Source organism: Pseudomonas kielensis, from assembly GCF_030505375.1.
Lineage (GTDB): Bacteria > Pseudomonadota > Gammaproteobacteria > Pseudomonadales > Pseudomonadaceae > Aquipseudomonas > Aquipseudomonas kielensis.
This window is the reverse complement of record NZ_CP130043.1, coordinates 2,373,134-2,390,762: the sequence shown is the minus strand read 5'-3', so window position 1 is coordinate 2,390,762 and position 17,629 is coordinate 2,373,134. Positions and strand designations below refer to the sequence as shown.

The 17,629-nt window shown below is 62.3% G+C and carries 18 protein-coding genes and 1 pseudogene; 9 read left to right on the top strand and 10 right to left on the bottom strand.

What is annotated here, in order from left to right; translation table 11 throughout:
* Positions 1 to 81 precede the first annotated feature (81 nt).
* The 3 genes from alr to dadA form a co-directional block, all read right to left on the bottom strand.
* Complete coding sequence (gene alr, locus Q1W70_RS11025) at positions 82 to 1,155, bottom strand: alanine racemase (RefSeq protein WP_166589273.1); 1,074 nt, start codon at positions 1,153 to 1,155, stop codon at positions 82 to 84.
* 92 nt (positions 1,156 to 1,247) lie between these two features.
* A complete protein-coding gene (locus Q1W70_RS11020; protein ID WP_182342843.1) occupies positions 1,248 to 1,601 on the bottom strand; it encodes a RidA family protein in 354 nt (117 codons plus the stop codon).
* On the bottom strand, positions 1,573 to 2,877 hold the full coding sequence (gene dadA / locus Q1W70_RS11015) for a D-amino acid dehydrogenase (protein WP_095164851.1): 1,305 nt from the start codon (positions 2,875 to 2,877) through the stop codon (positions 1,573 to 1,575). Before dadA ends, Q1W70_RS11020 begins: the two co-directional genes overlap by 29 nt.
* A 156-nt stretch (positions 2,878 to 3,033) precedes the next feature.
* Here dadA and Q1W70_RS11010 point away from each other — a divergent pair, with 156 nt between their 5' ends.
* Complete coding sequence (locus Q1W70_RS11010; protein ID WP_010465173.1) at positions 3,034 to 3,522, top strand: Lrp/AsnC ligand binding domain-containing protein; 489 nt, start codon at positions 3,034 to 3,036, stop codon at positions 3,520 to 3,522.
* Positions 3,523 to 3,556: 34 nt separating this feature from the next.
* Here the strand turns inward: Q1W70_RS11010 and Q1W70_RS11005 are convergent, their stop codons facing one another.
* Positions 3,557 to 3,910, bottom strand: coding sequence for a YkgJ family cysteine cluster protein (locus Q1W70_RS11005; RefSeq protein ID WP_166589275.1), 354 nt, complete (start codon positions 3,908 to 3,910; stop codon positions 3,557 to 3,559).
* A 149-nt stretch (positions 3,911 to 4,059) separates the two neighbouring features.
* On the opposite strand from Q1W70_RS11005, the gene Q1W70_RS11000 reads away from it, so the two are divergent.
* The gene (locus tag Q1W70_RS11000) at positions 4,060 to 5,370 is read left to right on the top strand and encodes an NAD(P)/FAD-dependent oxidoreductase (RefSeq protein WP_166589276.1); all 1,311 of its coding nucleotides are present in this window, start codon (positions 4,060 to 4,062) and stop codon (positions 5,368 to 5,370) included.
* Positions 5,371 to 5,382: 12 nt separating this feature from the next.
* Here Q1W70_RS11000 and Q1W70_RS10995 read toward each other — a convergent pair whose 3' ends face one another.
* Complete coding sequence (locus Q1W70_RS10995) at positions 5,383 to 5,628, bottom strand: DUF1127 domain-containing protein (RefSeq protein ID WP_166589277.1); 246 nt, start codon at positions 5,626 to 5,628, stop codon at positions 5,383 to 5,385.
* A gap of 175 nt (positions 5,629 to 5,803) precedes the next feature.
* Between Q1W70_RS10995 and Q1W70_RS10990 the strand changes: the two genes are divergently transcribed.
* Together Q1W70_RS10990 and Q1W70_RS10985 are read left to right on the top strand one after the other, a co-directional pair.
* Positions 5,804 to 7,225, top strand: coding sequence for an aminotransferase-like domain-containing protein (locus tag Q1W70_RS10990; protein WP_166589278.1), 1,422 nt, complete (start codon positions 5,804 to 5,806; stop codon positions 7,223 to 7,225).
* 110 nt (positions 7,226 to 7,335) lie between these two features.
* Positions 7,336 to 8,901, top strand: coding sequence for a phospholipase D family protein (locus Q1W70_RS10985; RefSeq protein ID WP_166589279.1), 1,566 nt, complete (start codon positions 7,336 to 7,338; stop codon positions 8,899 to 8,901).
* A 24-nt stretch (positions 8,902 to 8,925) separates the two neighbouring features.
* On the opposite strand, the gene Q1W70_RS10980 is transcribed toward Q1W70_RS10985, so the two are convergent.
* Positions 8,926 to 10,071, bottom strand: a complete 1,146-nt coding sequence (locus Q1W70_RS10980) for an MFS transporter (protein WP_166589280.1) — start codon at positions 10,069 to 10,071, stop codon at positions 8,926 to 8,928.
* Positions 10,072 to 10,244: 173 nt separating this feature from the next.
* Positions 10,245 to 11,738, bottom strand: a complete 1,494-nt coding sequence (locus Q1W70_RS10975) for an aldehyde dehydrogenase (protein ID WP_166589281.1) — start codon at positions 11,736 to 11,738, stop codon at positions 10,245 to 10,247.
* A gap of 225 nt (positions 11,739 to 11,963) precedes the next feature.
* Here Q1W70_RS10975 and Q1W70_RS10970 point away from each other — a divergent pair, with 225 nt between their 5' ends.
* The 3 genes from Q1W70_RS10970 to Q1W70_RS10960 all read left to right on the top strand — a co-directional run bounded on the left by Q1W70_RS10970 (position 11,964) and on the right by Q1W70_RS10960 (position 12,950).
* Positions 11,964 to 12,326 carry a cupin domain-containing protein gene (locus Q1W70_RS10970; RefSeq protein WP_182342850.1) on the top strand — a complete coding sequence of 121 codons (363 nt, stop codon included), beginning with the start codon at positions 11,964 to 11,966 and terminating at the stop codon, positions 12,324 to 12,326.
* A gap of 86 nt (positions 12,327 to 12,412) precedes the next feature.
* Positions 12,413 to 12,613, top strand: a complete 201-nt coding sequence (locus tag Q1W70_RS10965; protein WP_166589283.1) for an I78 family peptidase inhibitor — start codon at positions 12,413 to 12,415, stop codon at positions 12,611 to 12,613.
* A 118-nt stretch (positions 12,614 to 12,731) separates the two neighbouring features.
* On the top strand, positions 12,732 to 12,950 hold the full coding sequence (locus tag Q1W70_RS10960; protein ID WP_166589284.1) for a peptidase inhibitor: 219 nt from the start codon (positions 12,732 to 12,734) through the stop codon (positions 12,948 to 12,950).
* An 80-nt stretch (positions 12,951 to 13,030) separates the two neighbouring features.
* Here Q1W70_RS10960 and rpmG read toward each other — a convergent pair whose 3' ends face one another.
* Both rpmG and rpmB read right to left on the bottom strand, forming a co-directional pair.
* Positions 13,031 to 13,186: a 50S ribosomal protein L33 gene (rpmG, locus tag Q1W70_RS10955; RefSeq protein WP_007894709.1), complete on the bottom strand. Its 156-nt coding sequence runs from the start codon at positions 13,184 to 13,186 to the stop codon at positions 13,031 to 13,033.
* Between the two features lie 11 nt (positions 13,187 to 13,197).
* The gene (gene rpmB, locus Q1W70_RS10950) at positions 13,198 to 13,431 is read right to left on the bottom strand and encodes a 50S ribosomal protein L28 (RefSeq protein ID WP_007894701.1); all 234 of its coding nucleotides are present in this window, start codon (positions 13,429 to 13,431) and stop codon (positions 13,198 to 13,200) included.
* A gap of 481 nt (positions 13,432 to 13,912) precedes the next feature.
* Here rpmB and Q1W70_RS10945 point away from each other — a divergent pair.
* A pseudogene (locus Q1W70_RS10945) lies at positions 13,913 to 15,497 on the top strand (ABC transporter substrate-binding protein).
* Between the two features lie 109 nt (positions 15,498 to 15,606).
* On the opposite strand, the gene radC reads toward Q1W70_RS10945, so the two are convergent.
* Complete coding sequence (radC, locus tag Q1W70_RS10940; protein WP_166589286.1) at positions 15,607 to 16,281, bottom strand: RadC family protein; 675 nt, start codon at positions 16,279 to 16,281, stop codon at positions 15,607 to 15,609.
* A gap of 135 nt (positions 16,282 to 16,416) precedes the next feature.
* Here radC and coaBC point away from each other — a divergent pair, with 135 nt between their 5' ends.
* Positions 16,417 to 17,625 carry a bifunctional phosphopantothenoylcysteine decarboxylase/phosphopantothenate--cysteine ligase CoaBC gene (gene coaBC / locus Q1W70_RS10935; RefSeq protein ID WP_182342856.1) on the top strand — a complete coding sequence of 403 codons (1,209 nt, stop codon included), beginning with the start codon at positions 16,417 to 16,419 and terminating at the stop codon, positions 17,623 to 17,625.
* Positions 17,626 to 17,629: the final 4 nt, after the last annotated feature.

The window sequence follows — 17,629 nt, the reverse complement described above, 5'->3', positions numbered from 1 at the left end:
ATGGCGACAGCGTTCAGTATTTACAACACTTGAGCCCAGGTCCTGTTCGGCAGAAGCCCGGCGGCTGTAGCCCGCGGCCCGTCAGACCTCGGAATAGAGCCGTGGCACCCGACGCAGGTTGCAGAAGATCTGATAAGGAATGGTGTCCGCAGCCATCGCGATATCGCTGGCGAGGATGTTCTTGCCCCATAACTCGACCGTCGAGCCCAGGCCTGCCTGGGGTACATCGGTCAAATCGATGCACAGCATGTCCATCGACACTCGCCCCAGCAGCTGACTGCGCTGCCCCGCCACCAACACCGGCGTACCGGTCGGCGCCTGACGCGGATAGCCGTCGGCATAGCCCATGGCGACCACGCCAAGGCGCATGGGTTTAGGCGTGATGAAGCGGGCGCCATAACCCACGGGTTCACCGGCGGGCAACTCGCGCACACTGATGACTTTCGACTCCAGGGTCATCACCGGTTGTAAACGCGCGGCCACCGCGTTGGCTTCCTCGAACGGGGTGGCGCCGTACAGCATGATGCCGGGACGCACCCAGTCGCTGGGCACCTGCGGCCAACCCAGCACCGCCGGGGAGTTACGCAGGCTGACCTGTGCCGACAAGCCCTGGCGCGCCGCTTCAAATACCGCGACCTGCTCGCTGGCGCTGTTGCTGTCGAGCTCATCGGCGCGGGCGAAGTGGCTCATCAGCACGATCTTCGCGACCTTGCCGCTGGCCAGCAGCCGTTGATACGCCGCCTGATAGTCCGCCGGGTGCAGACCGACCCGGTGCATGCCCGAGTCCAGCTTGAGCCAGACCGTGATCGGCTTGCGCAGCGTCGCCTGCTCGATGGCTTCGAGCTGCCACAACGAATGCACCACGCACCACAAATCCTGCTCGACGATCAGCGACAGCTCATCGGCTTCGAAAAAGCCTTCGAGCAGCAGCACCGGCGCACGAATTCCAGCAGCGCGCAGCTCCAGGGCTTCTTCGATGCAGGCCACGGCAAACCCATCGGCATCCGCTTCCAGCGCCTGGGCACAGCGCACTGCGCCATGGCCATAGGCATCGGCCTTGATCACCGCGAGGGCGCGCGCCCCCGAGACTTCACGGGCCAGTTGGTAGTTGTGACGCAGGGCTTGCAGATCAATCAGGGCACGAGCAGGACGCATGGCGGCAGGCTTCCAGGCGGTTGGCGGGGGGGAAAGAAAAAACCGGTGCTGGAGACAGTATGAACCGCCAACAGCACCGGCAGAGGGATCATTTACGGCAGCGCGGCAACGACCGACATTTCCACCAGGATTTCCGGTTCACACAGCTTGGCTTCCACCGTCGCCCGCGCTGGCGCGACGTTCTTGGGCAGCCAGTTGTCCCAGACACTGTTCATGCCCTGGAAATCGGCATCGATGTCTTTCAGGTAGATCGTCACCGACAACAACCGGGTCTTGTCGGTACCGGCCAGGTCCAGCAAACGCTCGATGTTGGCCAGGGTCTCGCGGGTCTGCTGTTCAATCCCGGCGTTCATGTCGTCGCCGACCTGTCCCGCCAGGTACACCGTACCGCTGTGGACTACGATCTGGCTCAAACGCTCATTGGTGAGCTGGCGCTGGATTGACATGTTTTGCAGACTCCTGGTGGGTGTTGCCATAACGGGAAATATCGAGGCCTTCGGCGCTGATCTGCGGCGTTTTCTTGGCCATCAGGTCAGCCAGCAGGCGGCCGGAGCCACACGCCATGGTCCAGCCGAGCGTGCCGTGGCCGGTGTTCAGGAACAGGTTCTTGAACGGGGTGGCACCGACAATCGGCGTGCCATCCGGCGTGGTCGGACGCAGACCGGTCCAGAAGCTGGCTTGCTGCAGGTCGCCGCCCTGAGGATAGAGATCGTTGACGATCATCTCCAGCGTTTCACGCCGACGCGGATTCAGCGACAGGTCAAAACCGGCAATCTCCGCCATGCCGCCGACGCGGATGCGGTTGTCGAAACGGGTGATCGCGACCTTGTAGGTCTCGTCGAGAATGGTCGAGGTCGGGGCCATGGCCGGATTGGTGATCGGCACGGTCAGCGAGTAACCCTTGAGCGGATACACCGGGGCCTTGATGCCCAACGGCTTGAGCAACTGCGGCGAGTAACTGCCCAGCGCCAGCACGTAGCGGTCGGCGGTTTCGAGCTTGCCGTCGATCCACACGCCGTTGATCCGGTCACCGGCGAAGTCCAGGCGCTGGATGTCCTGGCCAAAGCGGAATTCAACACCCAGCTTGATCGCCATTTCCGCCAGGCGGGTGGTGAAGATCTGGCAGTCGCCGGTCTGGTCGTTCGGCAGGCGCAGGGCACCGGCCAGGATGTCGGTGACGCTGGCCAGGGCCGGTTCGACGCGGGCAATGCCGGCGCGGTCGAGCAGCTCGAACGGCACGCCGGACTCCTTGAGTACCGCGATGTCCTTGGCGGCGCCATCAAGTTGCGCCTGGGTGCGGAACAGCTGGGTGGTCCCCAGGCTGCGGCCTTCGTAGGCGATGCCGGTTTCGGCACGCAATTCGTCGAGGCAGTCACGGCTGTACTCGGACAGACGGACCATGCGCTCCTTGTTCACCGCATAACGGCTGGCGGTGCAGTTGCGCAGCATCTGCGCCATCCACAGGTACTGGTCGATATCGGCGGTGGCCTTGATGGCCAGCGGGGCGTGGCGCTGCAACAGCCACTTGATGGCCTTGAGCGGCACACCCGGGGCAGCCCATGGCGACGCATAACCCGGCGATACCTGGCCGGCGTTGGCGAAACTGGTTTCCATGGCAGCGGCCGGTTGACGATCCACAACCGTCACTTCAAAGCCGGCCCGAGCCAGATAGTAGGCACTGGCGGTACCGATTACGCCGCTACCCAAGACCAGAACGCGCATTTTTTTATCCCTCATCGCGGCAAACCGCTGACGTTGTTGTGTACAAGCATTGATGAGCGCAGTGTAAAAAACATTTGCCAGTGCTTTTCACTATATAAGTGCCTATATTTGGCGACAATTCTCGGCAATTTGGCTTTTCACGGAGGCGCATCCCCTATGCGGACCAACACTCAAACCAAACGCGAGCTGGACAAGATCGACCGCAACATCCTGCGCATCCTCCAGGCTGACGGGCGCATTTCGTTTACCGAGCTGGGGGAGAAGGTCGGCCTGTCGACCACGCCCTGTACCGAGCGGGTGCGGCGCCTGGAGCGCGAAGGGATCATCATGGGCTACAACGCCCGGCTCAATCCGCAACACCTCAAGGGCAGCCTGCTGGTGTTCGTCGAGATCAGCCTGGACTACAAGTCCGGTGACACCTTCGAAGAATTCCGCCGCGCGGTGCTGAAACTGCCTCACGTACTGGAATGCCACCTGGTGTCCGGGGATTTCGACTACCTGGTGAAGGCGCGGATTTCCGAGATGGCCTCATACCGCAAATTGCTCGGCGATATCCTGCTCAAACTGCCCCACGTGCGTGAGTCCAAGAGCTACATCGTGATGGAAGAGGTGAAGGAGAGTTTGTGCTTGCCGATTCCGGATTGAGGCTTGTGGTGCGTGTTTGGACGCTTCGCGAGCCCTAGACCAAAACCTGTCGGTTCGCAGCCATGTACTCGAACACCTGTGCCTCGGCCCGTGGGTGGATCAACTCCACCGGCCCACGACCGTTGGGGCATGGCAGGGTCTTGGTGGTGCCGAACAAGCGACAGATCAGCGGCCGCTCCTCGTACACGGTGCAGCCGTTGGGGCCCAGGTGTACGCAGTTCAGTTCTTCCAGGGCGGCATCCTGCTCGGCGCGGGTCTTGCGTGGCAGGCGGGACATTTCTTCCGGCGAGGTGGTGACCGGACCACAGCAGTCATGACAGCCGGGCACGCACTCGAATGTGGGGATCTGCTGGCGCAGGGTACGAACGGTCTCGCGGTTGCAGCTCATCGAAACAAATACCCCTAAGGTGAACAAGGACGGATTTTGCCCTAAAAGCCCTGCGCCAGACAGCAACAACCGACCAGTGTTGCCCAGGCTGAAAGGTCCGGCTTATGCTCCGTAAAATTTACTCAACACCCGATAATCAGGATCATCCCATGACTGCCCGTGTTCAGCCGCCTGTCCCGAGCACCCACATCGCCTCCTATTACGCCGCCAGCAGCCTGCCGCAGCCGGATCATCCGGTGCTTGCGGGTGAACAGCTGGCCGACGTGTGCGTGGTGGGCGGCGGCTTTTCCGGGCTGAACACGGCCATCGAACTGGCCCAGCGCGGCCTCAGCGTGGTGCTGCTGGAGGCACACAAGATCGGCTGGGGCGCCAGCGGACGTAATGGCGGGCAGTTGATTCGTGGCGTCGGCCATGGCCTGGACCAGTTCAGCAATGTGCTGGGGGCCGAAGGCGTCCGCCAGATGAAACTGATGGGCCTGGAAGCGGTGGACATCGTTCGCCAGCGGGTCGAGCAGTTCCAGATCCCCTGCGACCTGACCTGGGGCTACTGCGACCTGGCCAACAAACCCCGCGACCTGGAAGGTTTCGCCGCAGACGCGGACGAGCTGCGCAGCCTCGGCTATCGCCACAGCACCCGCCTGCTGCAAGCCCACGAAATGCACAGCGTGGTCGGCTCGGACCGCTACGTGGGCGGGCTGATTGACATGGGTTCGGGCCACCTGCACCCGCTGAACCTGGCCTTGGGTGAAGCCGCCGCTGCCCAGCAACTGGGGGTCCGCCTGTTCGAGCAATCGGCAGTGACCCGCATCGACTACGGGCCTGAGGTCAAGGTCCATACCGCGCAAGGTTCGGTCCGCGCCAAGACCCTGGTGCTGGGCTGCAACGCCTACCTCAATCACCTCAACCCGCACCTGAGCGGCAAGGTGCTGCCCGCCGGCAGCTACATCATCGCCACCGAACCCCTGAGTGAAGAGCAAGCCCACGCCTTGCTGCCGCAGAACATGGCCGTGTGCGACCAACGCGTGGCACTGGACTATTACCGGCTTTCGGCGGACCGGCGCCTGCTGTTTGGCGGCGCCTGCCACTATTCGGGCCGCGATCCGGCAGACATCGGCGCCTACATGCGGCCGAAGATGCTGGAGGTTTTCCCGCAACTGAGCGCGGTGAAGATCGACTATCAGTGGGGCGGCATGATCGGCATTGGCGCCAACCGCCTGCCCCAGATCGGCCGGCTCAAGGACCAGCCGAATGTGTACTACGCCCAGGCGTACTCCGGACACGGGGTGAATGCCACTCACCTGGCCGGCAAACTGCTGGGTGAGGCCATCAGCGGCCAGCACAGCGGCGGTTTCGACCTCTTCGCCAAAGTACCGCACGTGACCTTCCCGGGCGGCCGCTACCTGCGCTCGCCACTGCTGGCCCTGGGGATGTTGTGGCACCGGCTCAAAGAGCTGGCCTGAGCCGAAGGCCGTTCAAAGCCGCCAGAACGGCTTCAGCGCCTCCTCCTTCGCCTGCTCATGACTCAAGCCGACGTCGCGCAGTTGTTCCGGGGTGAGTTCGAGCAGGGCCTTGCGCGTGTGCAGACGATGCCAGAGCAGGCCCCAGCGCCCCAGGCAGGACGGCGCATTGCGGATCGCCGTCGGCTGCATGCCCTGATCGTGCCCTGCCACCAGTTCCTGACTGTGTAACGTCAGCCGCACATCGCTCAAGCCGTTCATTTTTAGTGCTCCTGTTTACTTGGGTAGCCAGAGATTCCATGATGCGCGGGCAGGCAAAACCATTACAGATTCAATGGACCTGTATTACATCCATACAGATTTGCCGAATTAACCGCTGAATGATGGTTTTTTGCCTAATCTGTACTGGTCCCTCCTCTCTCGCCGAGGCCGCACCATGACGCTGTACGTCAACCTCGCCGAATTGCTCGGCACGCGCATCGAACAGGGCTTCTACCGGCCCGGTGACCGCCTGCCGTCGGTGCGGGCCTTGAGTGTCGAGCATGGCGTCAGCCTGAGCACCGTGCAGCAGGCCTATCGGGTGCTGGAGGACAACGGGCTGGCGCGGCCAAAGCCCAAGTCCGGCTACTTTGTCCCTGTGGGGCGCGAACTGCCCGAACTGCCGGCGGTGGGCCGCCCGGCCCAGCGCCCGGTGGACATTTCCCAGTGGGACCAGGTGCTGGAGCTGATCCGCGCCGTGCCCCGCAAGGACGTGGTGCAACTGGGCCGCGGCATGCCGGATATCACCACACCGACCATGAAACCCCTGCTGCGCAGCCTGGCGCGCATCAGCCGACGCCAGGACATGCCGGGGCTGTATTACGACAACATCTACGGGGTGCTGGAACTGCGTGAGCAGATCGCCCGCCTGCTGCTCGATTCCGGCAGCCAACTGAGCGCCAGCGACCTGGTGATCACCACCGGTTGCCACGAAGCGTTGTCCTCCAGCATTCGCGCCATCTGCGAGCCGGGCGACATCGTGGCCGTGGATTCGCCAAGCTTCCACGGCGCCATGCAGACCCTCAAGGGGTTGGGCATGAAGGCCCTGGAGATTCCCACCGACCCCCTCACCGGGATCAGCCTCGACGCCCTGGAACTGGCCCTCGAGCAGTGGCCAATCAAAGCCATACAGTTGACCCCCAACTGCAACAACCCGCTGGGCTACATCATGCCGGAATCGCGCAAACGTGCGCTGTTGACCCTGGCACAACGGTTTGACGTGGCCATTATCGAGGACGATGTGTATGGCGAACTGGCCTACACCTACCCTCGACCGCGCACCATCAAGTCCTTCGATGAAGACGGTCGCGTGCTGCTCTGCAGTTCGTTTTCCAAGACCCTGGCGCCCGGCCTGCGGATCGGCTGGGTCGCTCCGGGACGCTACCTGGAGCGGGTGCTGCACATGAAATACATCAGCACGGGCTCGACCGCACCACAGCCACAAATCGCCATCGCCGAGTTCCTCAAGGGCGGGCATTTCGAGCCGCATTTGCGGCGGATGCGCAACCAGTACCAGCGCAACCGCGACCTGATGCTCGATTGGGTCAGCCGCTACTTTCCCCTCGGCACCCGCGCCAGCCGCCCCCAGGGCAGCTTCATGCTGTGGGTCGAACTGCCGGAGGGCTTCGATACGCTCAAGCTCAATCGGGTGCTGCTCGACCAGGGCGTACAGATTGCCGTGGGCAGCATTTTTTCCGCCTCAGGCAAGTACCGTAACTGCCTGCGCATGAACTACGCGGCCAAACCCACGGCCCAGGTCGAGGAAGCCGTGCGCAAGGTGGGCGCAGCGGCGATCGCCCTGCTGGCCGAGGACCGTTAGCGCCTCTGGAAACTCGATGTCCGACAGTTTCCCAGGCGCCATCGCCACGCCATGACGACATCGCCAACCGTGCCATACTCCAAACCTGCCCTTTTGCGGGAACATTCGACTTGCGCCCAGAAAAAGCCCTGCTCTGCGTGTTGTTCGCCGCGTTGCTGAGCAGTTGCGCCTCGCTCAACGTACCCCGTGAACCCAGCCAGGCGTTGCCGGCTGCCGAGTCTGCCTTCGGGCGCTCGATCCAGGCCCAGGCCGCCCCCCATGCAGGGCGATCCGGATTTCGCCTGCTATCGGACAGCAGCGAGGCCTTTGCCGCCCGTGCCGAGTTGATCCGCAACGCGCAGCGCAGCCTCGACCTGCAGTACTACATCGTGCAAGACGGCATCAGCACCCGATTGCTGGTCAGCGAACTGCTCAAGGCCGCTGACCGTGGCGTGCGGGTGCGCATCCTGCTTGACGACCTCACCAGCGATGGCCAGGTCCAGACCATTGCCACACTGGCCGCTCACCCACAGATTCAGATTCGCCTGTTCAATCCGCTGGAGCTGGGTCGCGGTACCGGTGTCACCCGCGCCATGGGCCGGCTATTCAATCTCTCGCAGCAGCACCGTCGCATGCACAACAAGCTGTGGCTGGCGGACAGCAGCGCCGCCATCGTCGGCGGGCGCAACCTGGGTGACGAGTACTTCGACGCGCAGCCCAAGCTCAATTTCACTGACATCGACCTGCTGGGTGTCGGACCTGTCGCTGAACAGCTCGGCCACAGTTTCGATCAGTACTGGAACAGCGCCCTGAGCACGCCGATCGATGAGTTGGTCTCCAGCCAGCCCACGGCCAACGATCTGGCCAAGACGCGGGCGCAGCTGCAAGCGTCCCTGGACGAAAGCCATCGGCAGAACCAGGCCCTGTACCAACAGTTGAAGGCCTACCAGACCGATCCGCGCCTGGACCTCTGGCGCAGCGAGCTGATCTGGGCCTGGAACCAGGCGCTGTGGGACGCGCCGAGCAAGGTGCTGGCCAAGGGTGAGCCAGATCCGCAACTGCTGCTGACCACCCAACTGACCCCTGAACTGCAAGGGGTGAGCAAAGAGCTGATCATGATCTCGGCGTACTTTGTGCCTGGCCCACCCGGGCTGGTGTACCTCACAGGGCGGGCCGATGCCGGGGTGTCCGTCAGCTTCCTGACCAACTCGCTGGAGGCCACCGACGTGCCCGCCGTCCACGGCGGCTACGCCCCCTACCGCAAGGCGCTGCTGGAACACGGCGTGCAACTGTTTGAACTGCGCCGGCAACCAGGCGCAGGTGGCGGTAGCGGACCAAGCCTGTTTCGCAGCGCCAGCTACCGCGGCTCCGAATCCAGCCTGCACAGCAAGGCGATCATCTTCGATCGGCAAAAGGCGTTCATCGGCTCATTCAACTTCGACCCGCGTTCGGTGCTGTGGAATACCGAAGTCGGGGTGCTGGTCGACAGTCAGGCGCTTGCCGAGCGAGTTCGCGAACTCGCCCTGGAAGGCATGGCGCCTCCCCTCAGCTATGCGGTGCGGTTACAGGAGGGTCAACTGGTCTGGGTCACTGAAGACGATGGCAAGCTGCACACCCTGACCCGCGAACCGGGAAATGGGTGGCGCCGCTTCAATGCCTGGTTCAGCGACATCCTGGGCCTGGAACGGCTACTGTGAACCCCGGCCCACAGTGGCCACAGGTCAAACCGGCTCCGCCGCCTCGCCAAACGCCCCTTGGCGCAGCAACAGCAGCACCAGGCCAAAGGCCCCGGCCGCCATCAGCAACGGCAAGGCGTGACCGCTGACCCACTGACTGCCGGCACCGGCTGCAAGCGGGCCGATCAGACAACCGATCCCCCACAGCTGGGCGATGTGGGCGTTGGCCCGCACCAGGGCATCATCGCGATAACGCTCGCCCACCAGAATCAGCGACAGGGTGAACAAGCCACCGGCGCTGGCACCGAACAGCACCCACAGCGGCCAGATCAGCAGCGTGTCGAGCAACAGCGGGATCGCCAGGCTCGACAGCATCAGGATCACCGCGCAGCCGGCAAACAAAGTTCGCCGCGACAAATAGTCCGCGAGGGCACCAATGGGCAGTTGCAGCAAGGCATCGCCGACGACCACGGTGCTGACCATGGCCAGGGCAATGTCTGCGGTGAACCCCTGTTGCAGGCAGTACACCGGCAGCAAGGTCAGGATCATCGCCTCGAACGCAGCAAACAACGACACCGCCCAGGCGATGGCCGGCAGGCCGCGACAGAAACCCAGCAGGTCACTGAAGGTCACACTCAGGGCTTCGCTGCTCGGCGCCCCGCTACGCCCCAACAAGACCAGCGGTGAAGTCACCAGCAGCGCGACCCCGACCCAGAAACCGATGTCGTTGTCGGTGCCCAGCACCCCCAGCAGCAACGGCCCAGCCAATTGGCTCAAGGCATAGCTGCAGCCATACAGCGCCACCAGCCGACCGCGCCATTGCTCAACCACCAACTGGTTGATCCAGCTCTCGCCGAGAATGAACACGATGGTCAGGATGACCCCGATCATCAGCCGCAGTACCAGCCACACCGGGTAGCTGGGCAACAACGCCAGCAGGCCGATGGAGAGGGCTCCGGCCCACAGGCACAGGCGCATCAGGTTGGCCGTGCCCAGGCGGGCCGCCAGGTGGCTGGAGATCTTCGCCCCCAGCAGGACGCCAATGGCCGGCATGGCCGCCATCACCCCGATAGCAAACGAGCCGTAGCCCCAGCTTTCCAGGCGAAACGACACCAGCGGCATGCTGACGCCCAGGGCCAGGCCGACACTCAGGACCGAGGCCAGAACGGCGAAATAAGTCGCCCAACGCATGTTCCACGCTCCTGTGGATATTTTCATGTGTGGCACAAAGCATTGTGGGAGCGAACCTGCTCACGATGGCGGCGCAACATTCAACACGACGTCGACTGTCATACCACTATCGCGAGCAGGCTCGCTCCCACAAGGGATCTGCATCGTTCAGGGAGCCAGGCTCCCTGAAAGGCTTACAGCTTGATCCAGGTCGCCTTCAGCTCGGTGTACTTGTCGAAGGCGTGCAGCGACTTGTCACGGCCGTTGCCCGATTGCTTGAAGCCACCGAACGGGGCGGTCATGTCGCCGCCATCGTACTGGTTGACCCACACGCTACCAGCGCGCAGGGCCTTGGCCGTCAGGTGAGCCTTGGAGATGTCCCGGGTCCATACCGCTGCGGCCAGGCCATAGGGCGTGTCGTTGGCGATCTGGACGGCCTCTTCGGCGGTATCGAAGGTGATGACCGACAGTACCGGGCCAAAAATTTCTTCCTGGGCGATCTTCATGGCATTGCTCACGCCGTCGAAAATCGTCGGCTCCACGTAGGTGCCACCGGTTTCCTCAAGAATACGCTTGCCGCCCGCCACCAGTTTGGCGCCGTCGGTATGGCCAGACTCGATGTACGACAGCACGGTATTCATTTGCTGGGTATCGACCAACGCACCCACGGTAGTGGACGGGTCCAGCGGATTGCCCGGCTTCCAGGTTTTCAGGGCCTCGATCACCAGTGGCAGGAACGTGTCCTTGATCGAACGCTCCACCAGCAGGCGTGAACCGGCGGTGCAGACTTCGCCCTGGTTGAACGCAATCGCGCCGGCAGCGGATTCGGCGGCGGCCTGCAGGTCCGGTGCATCGGCAAACACGATGTTCGGGCTCTTGCCGCCGGCTTCCAGCCAGACGCGCTTCATGTTCGACTCGCCGGAGTAGATCATCAGTTGCTTGGCGATCTTGGTCGAGCCGGTGAACACCAGGGTATCGACGTCCATGTGCAGGGCCAGGGCCTTGCCCACGGTGTGGCCGTAGCCTGGCAGCACGTTGAGCACGCCTTTGGGGATACCGGCCTCGACGGCCAGGGCCGCGATGCGGATGGCGGTCAATGGGGATTTTTCGGACGGCTTGAGGATCACCGAGTTACCGGTGGACAGCGCCGGACCGAGTTTCCAGCAAGCCATCATCAGCGGGAAGTTCCACGGCACGATAGCGCCAACCACGCCCACTGGCTCACGGGTCACCAGACCCAGTTGATCATGAGGGGTCGCCGCCACTTCATCGTAGATCTTGTCGATGGCTTCACCGCTCCAGCTCAGTGCCTGGGCGGCACCCGGAACGTCGATGCCCAGGGAATCGCTGATCGGCTTGCCCATGTCCAGGGTTTCCAGCAGGGCCAGCTCCTGGGCATTTTGCTTGAGCAGGCCGGCGAAACGGATCATGACGGCCTTGCGCTTGGCCGGAGCCAGGCGGGACCAGACACCGGAATTGAACGTGGCACGGGCATTGTCCACGGCGCGCTGGGCGTCGGCGGCATCACAGCTGGCAATCTTGCCCAGCAGACGGCCATCGACCGGGCTGATGCACTCGAAGGTCTCGCCAGAGACCGCGTCGGTGTATTCGCCATTGATGTAGGCGCGGCCTTCGATTTTCAGGTCGCGGGCACGTTGTTCCCAGTCGGCACGAGTCAGGGTGGTCATACGAGTGTCCTCCTCTTATTAAATACGACACCCGCGTTCTTCACGGGCGCTGTCAGGAATTCTGCCCGGCCAGCCTTGAAATCGGCCCGAGGCACCCGCCACCCTAAACCAGCCGCCCCTCAAGTTTCAATATATTTGACATAAGGCCGGCAAACGACCTTGCGATGTTCATTTTAATAAACATAGACTCGGGGCTTTCCAAGCAAACACGGGGGGATTACCAGTATGAGCATCCAGGACATCGTCGATTTCAGCCAGGCCGGCACCGCCGCCGAACGCTACCGCCCGGACGCGGCCAAAATCCTCAAGGGCGACCCTGAGCAAACCGTCTACAACCACTACAACAGCCCGTGCGGCCAGCTCAATGCCGGTGTCTGGGAGGGCGCGGTCGGGCAGTGGACGGTCAATTTCACCGAACACGAGTACTGCGAAATCGTCCAGGGGGTTTCGGTGCTACGCGACACCGAAGGCCATGCCAAGACCCTGCGCACCGGTGATCGGTTTGTCATCCCAGCCGGATTCCGGGGCACCTGGGAAGTCCTGGAAACATGCCGCAAGATCTACGTGGCGTTTGAACAGAAACCATAGATATATACCGCACATCGGGTCATGGCTCAGAGGAGGATCGAACTGTCCCAACGGACAATAATCGTTCACTTAAAGGATTAATGAACATGACCAATGAAGAAGTCCTCCAACAGCTTCAACACCTGATCGGCCAGCCTTATGTGGCTTCCATGAAGGCCTACATCAGCGAACTGACTGCGCGACGCGTAGTCGGCGCCAGTGAAGTCGCGACCAAGGAACTGGATAGCACGCGAATTCACGTCGTCACCAATGCCTCCGGCACCATTGAGGCGTTCAACTTCGGTTGAGTGCTCGCCGAGCGGCACTGGCGTAAGTAAAAAGGCCGGTATCTCGCGATACCGGCCTTTTTTTAGCAAGAGCGCACAGGACGTGCCTCAATCCAGACCCACAACGCAAGGAGGCAACATGCCCGACACTCAAGACTCATGCGACGTCACGATCGCCGAATACACCATCGGCCAGACCTGCACCCCTCAGTTGCTCGAGGAGGTACGAGCCCAGGCCAATGGCGCACCGGTGCGGGTCACCGGCCCTCGCTACGCCTCAGACCACAAGCGAGTCCCACGACGAATCAGCCTGCTGACCAATGCCGACAATGTCATTGTCAGCATTCAGTGCGGTTGAGCACGTGAAGCTTTTCCCCCGGCCACAAAAAAGGCCCGTATCTTGCGATACGGGCCTTTTTCTTAAGAGGGAAAAATCAATTACTTGATTTTGCCTTCTTTGTAGATCACGTGCTTGCGAACAACCGGATCAAATTTCTTGATCTCGATTTTGTCCGGAGTAGTGCGCTTGTTCTTGTCGGTAGTGTAGAAGTGACCAGTACCGGCGCTCGAAATCAAACGAATCAATTCACGCATGATTAGCTCCCTTAGATCTTGCCAGCTTTGCGGATTTCGGCCAGCACGACAGTGATGCCACGCTTGTCGATGATACGCATGCCTTTGGCAGATACGCGCAGACGCACGAAACGTTTCTCTTCTTCAACCCAGAAGCGATGATGCTGCAGGTTCGGCAGGAAACGACGACGGGTTTTGTTGTTTGCGTGGGAAATGTTATTCCCAGTCACCGGACCCTTACCGGTAACTTGACATACTCTCGACATGCCTCAGCCCTCTAAAACCACATGCCCAACCCGGCATGGGTTGGCCGCTTAATCTCTCAGTCATTTGGCGCCAGGCGCCGCGTTTCTTTAGAGGTCTTACCGGCTACACCTACAGTGAAGGAACCGGGCCCCTAGAAAAGAGCGCTGCTTTATACCAGAAAGACCCCATAGCAACAACTATTGGTGTGAAGAGAGTTTTCAAAAACCCCGGATTTACGACGCCAGACGCCTTGGATAAAGGCTATCGATGGCAGTGACCGCTCGTCGCAGAGCAACACCCTGCCCCCTCGCACAGAGGGTGCCGGCACGCCACCTTACGCTATTTCGCCCCGGCCCAAGCGCAATAAACGGCGAAAACATGCACCGTCGAGCAGGACACAAATCAAAAAAGGGGATAGTCATTTGCCTGGCAGGCCACTAGGGTAAGCCTTTTCCAGACTGCACTCGCAGATGGGCCTCCGATCTGCAAAGGAATCCACACATGCGCCTCGCTGCCCTACCGCTGTTGCTTGCCCCACTGCTGCTGAGCCCTTTGGCCCAGGCTGCCGCCCTGAGCGTCTGCACCGAGGCCAGTCCGGAAGGGTTCGACGTCGTTCAATACAACTCGCTGACCACCACCAACGCCTCGGCGGACGTGCTGATGAATCGCCTGGTGGATTTTGACACCGTCAGTGGCAAGGTCGTGCCGAGCCTGGCTGACAGCTGGGAAGTCTCGGCCGACGGCCTGATCTATGTCTTCAAGCTGCGCCCGGAGGTGAAGTTCCATCGCACCGAGTACTTCAACCCGAGCCGCACCCTGACCGCCGAAGACGTGAAGTTCAGCTTTGACCGCATGCTGGATCCGGCACAGCCCTGGCACAAGATCGCCCAGAGTGGCTTCCCTCACGCCCAATCGATGCAGACTGCCTGCGCTGATCAAGAAAATCGACGCCCTCGACCCGCTGACCATTCGCTTCACCCTCGACCACCCCGACTCGACCTTCCTCGCCACACTGAGCATGGGTTTCGCCTCGATCTACTCCGCGCAATACGCCGATCAGTTGCTCAAGGCGGGCACACCCGAGAAACTCAACAGCCAGCCGATCGGCACTGGGCCGTTCATTTTCGGACGTTTCCAGAAAGACGCATCGATCCGCTACAAGGCAAACCGCGACTACTTCGCCGGCAAGCCCGCGATCGACACCCTGGTGTTCGCCATTACCCCGGACGCCAACGTGCGCCTGCAGAAACTGCGGCGCAACGAATGCCAGATCGCCCTGTCGCCCAAACCGCTGGACGTCCAGGCTGCCGCCCAGGAGCCGAGCCTCAAGGTCGAGAGCACGCCAGCCTTCATGACCGCCTTCGTCGCCATCAACAGCCAGCATCCGCCGCTGGACAAACCGGAGGTGCGCCAGGCGATCAATCTGGCCTTCGACAAGGCCAGCTACCTCAAGGCCGTGTTCGAAGACACCGCCCAAGCCGCCAACGGCCCTTACCCGCCCAACACCTGGAGCTATGCCAAGGACCTGCCGGGCTATCCGAAGGACCTCACCAAGGCGCGCGCGCTGATGGCCAAGGCCGGACTCAAGGACGGCTTCAAGACCACCATCTGGACCCGCCCTTCCGGCAGCCTGCTCAACCCCAACCCGAGCCTGGGCGCTCAATTGCTGCAGGCGGATTTGGCGGAACTGGGGATTCAGGCGGAAATTCGCGTGATCGAATGGGGCGAACTGATTCGTCGGGCCAAAGCCGGCGAGCACGACCTGCTGTTCATGGGCTGGGCCGGTGACAACGGCGATCCGGACAACTTCCTGACCCCGCAATTCTCCTGCGCGGCCGTGCAGTCCGGGACCAACTTCGCACGGTACTGCGATCAAGGCCTGGACAAGCTGATCAACGCCGGCAAGACCACCACCGAGCAGGGCGTGCGCACCAAGCTCTACGAGCAGGCCCAGGGGCAAATCCAGCAGCAGGCGCTGTGGCTCCCCCTGGCCCACCCGACCGCCTACGCCCTGACCCGCAAGGAGATCCAGGGCTACTCGGTCAGCCCGTTCGGCCGCCAGGACTTCTCGAAAATCAAACGCTAGGCGCGAGCTTGCTCGCGAAAAAACTCAATCCTCACGCAGCGGTCCGGGTGGAGCGCTGCGTGCTGAGCACTACTCCCGCATGGCCATGGATGGGGGACGCATTCGGCGCCTAGATCCACCCATACTCGGCCATCGACAACGGATCACCGTCACCGACGATGAAATGGTCGAGCACTCGCACATCGACCAACTCCATCGTCTCCTGCAAACGCTTGGTCAGCGCCCGGTCGGCCGGGCTCGGCTCGGCGTTTCCCGAGGGGTGGTTGTGGCACAGGATCAACGCCGCCGCGTTGTGCGCCAGGGCGCGCTTGACCACCTGGCGCGGATGAACGCTGGTGGTGTCGATCGAGCCGCGAAACAGGATCTCGAATGCCAGGACCCGATGCCGGGAATCGAGGAACAGACACGCAAACACCTCGTGGGGCTCATGCCGCAGCATGGCCTTGAGGTAGTTGCGCACCTCGATCGGGCTCTTGAGTACTGAGGCCTGGCGCAGGTGCTCGGCCAAGTGCCGACGCGCCATCTCCAGTACCGCCTGCAATTGGGCGAATTTCGCCGGCCCCAACCCCAACTGGCCGGCGAACGTCTGCTGGTCCGCCTCCAGCAAGTTACGCAAACTGCCAAACTGCTGCAGCAAGTGCCTGGCCAGGTCTACCGCGCTTTTCCCGGCGACCCCGGTGCGCAGAAAGATCGCCAACAATTCCGCGTCGGAGAGGCTCGCCGAACCCTGCTCCAGAAGTTTCTCCCGTGGCCGCTCTGTCGTCGGCCAATCTCGAATGCTCATAGCACCTCCCTGTCGATGGGCGCCGCTGTTCCGTAGCGGTCGCTGTGATATCGTAGCCCATCTTTTTTGCGGGCGATTGTTCCCTGGGGAGGGGGTTTCGCCACGTATGTCACCAACGAATTGAAAGGCAGACCTATGCAGCGGCTGTATCGGAAACGCATCGTTCTGGGCGTCGGCGGCGGCATTGCTGCCTACAAGAGCGCCGAACTGGTTCGCCGCCTGATCGACCAGGGCGCCGAAGTGCGCGTGGTCATGACCCGCGGCGGCAGCGAGTTCATCACCCCGCTGACCATGCAGGCCCTCTCCGGGCACCCGGTGCACCTCGACCTGCTGGACCCGGCGGCCGAAGCCGCGATGGGCCACATCGAGCTCGCCAAGTGGGCTGACCTGGTACTGATCGCCCCCGCCACCGCGGACCTGATTGCCCGCCTGGCCCAAGGCATTGCCAACGACCTGCTGACCACCCTGGTCCTGGCCACCGACGCCACCATCGCCCTGGCGCCAGCCATGAACCAGGCAATGTGGCGCGACCCGGCCACCCAGGCCAATACCCAGTTGCTTGAAAGCCGCGGCTTCAAGGTCTTCGGCCCGGCCTCGGGCAGCCAGGCCTGCGGCGACGTCGGCATGGGCCGCATGATGGAGGCCGATGACCTGGCCCAGTGCGCGGCCGATTGTTTCCAGCGCCAGGCGCTGACCGGCCGGCACGTGCTGATCACGGCCGGTCCGACCCAGGAAAACATTGACCCGGTCCGCTACATCACCAACCACAGCTCCGGAAAAATGGGCTTTGCCCTGGCCGAAGCCGCGGTGGAAGCCGGTGCCCGCGTGACCCTGATCACCGGCCCCGTGCACTTGCCGACCCCGGACCGGGTGACGCGCATCGATGTGGTCAGCGCCCGCGACATGCTGGCCGCCTGCGAGGCCGCGATTCCTTGCGACCTGTTCATCGCGTCCGCTGCGGTTGCGGACTACCGCCCGGAAGTCGTCGCCCCGCAAAAACTCAAGAAAGACCCTACGACAGGCGACGGCTTTGTCCTGCAAATGGTGCGCAACCCAGATATTCTGGCCACCATTGCCACCCGACCTGACCGTCCGTTCAGTGTCGGATTCGCCGCCGAAACCGAACACCTGCTCGATTACGCCGCACGCAAGCTCAAGGACAAGAACCTCGACCTGATCGTCGCCAACGACGTGGCCAACCCCAGTATTGGCTTCAACAGCGAGGAAAACGCCTGCAGCGTGATCGACCGTGAGTTGCACGCCACCCTTTTCGCCCAGACCAGCAAGGGCAAGATTGCCCGCCAACTGATCACTTTTATCGCCGAACGTCTGAACCAGGTTTAATTCG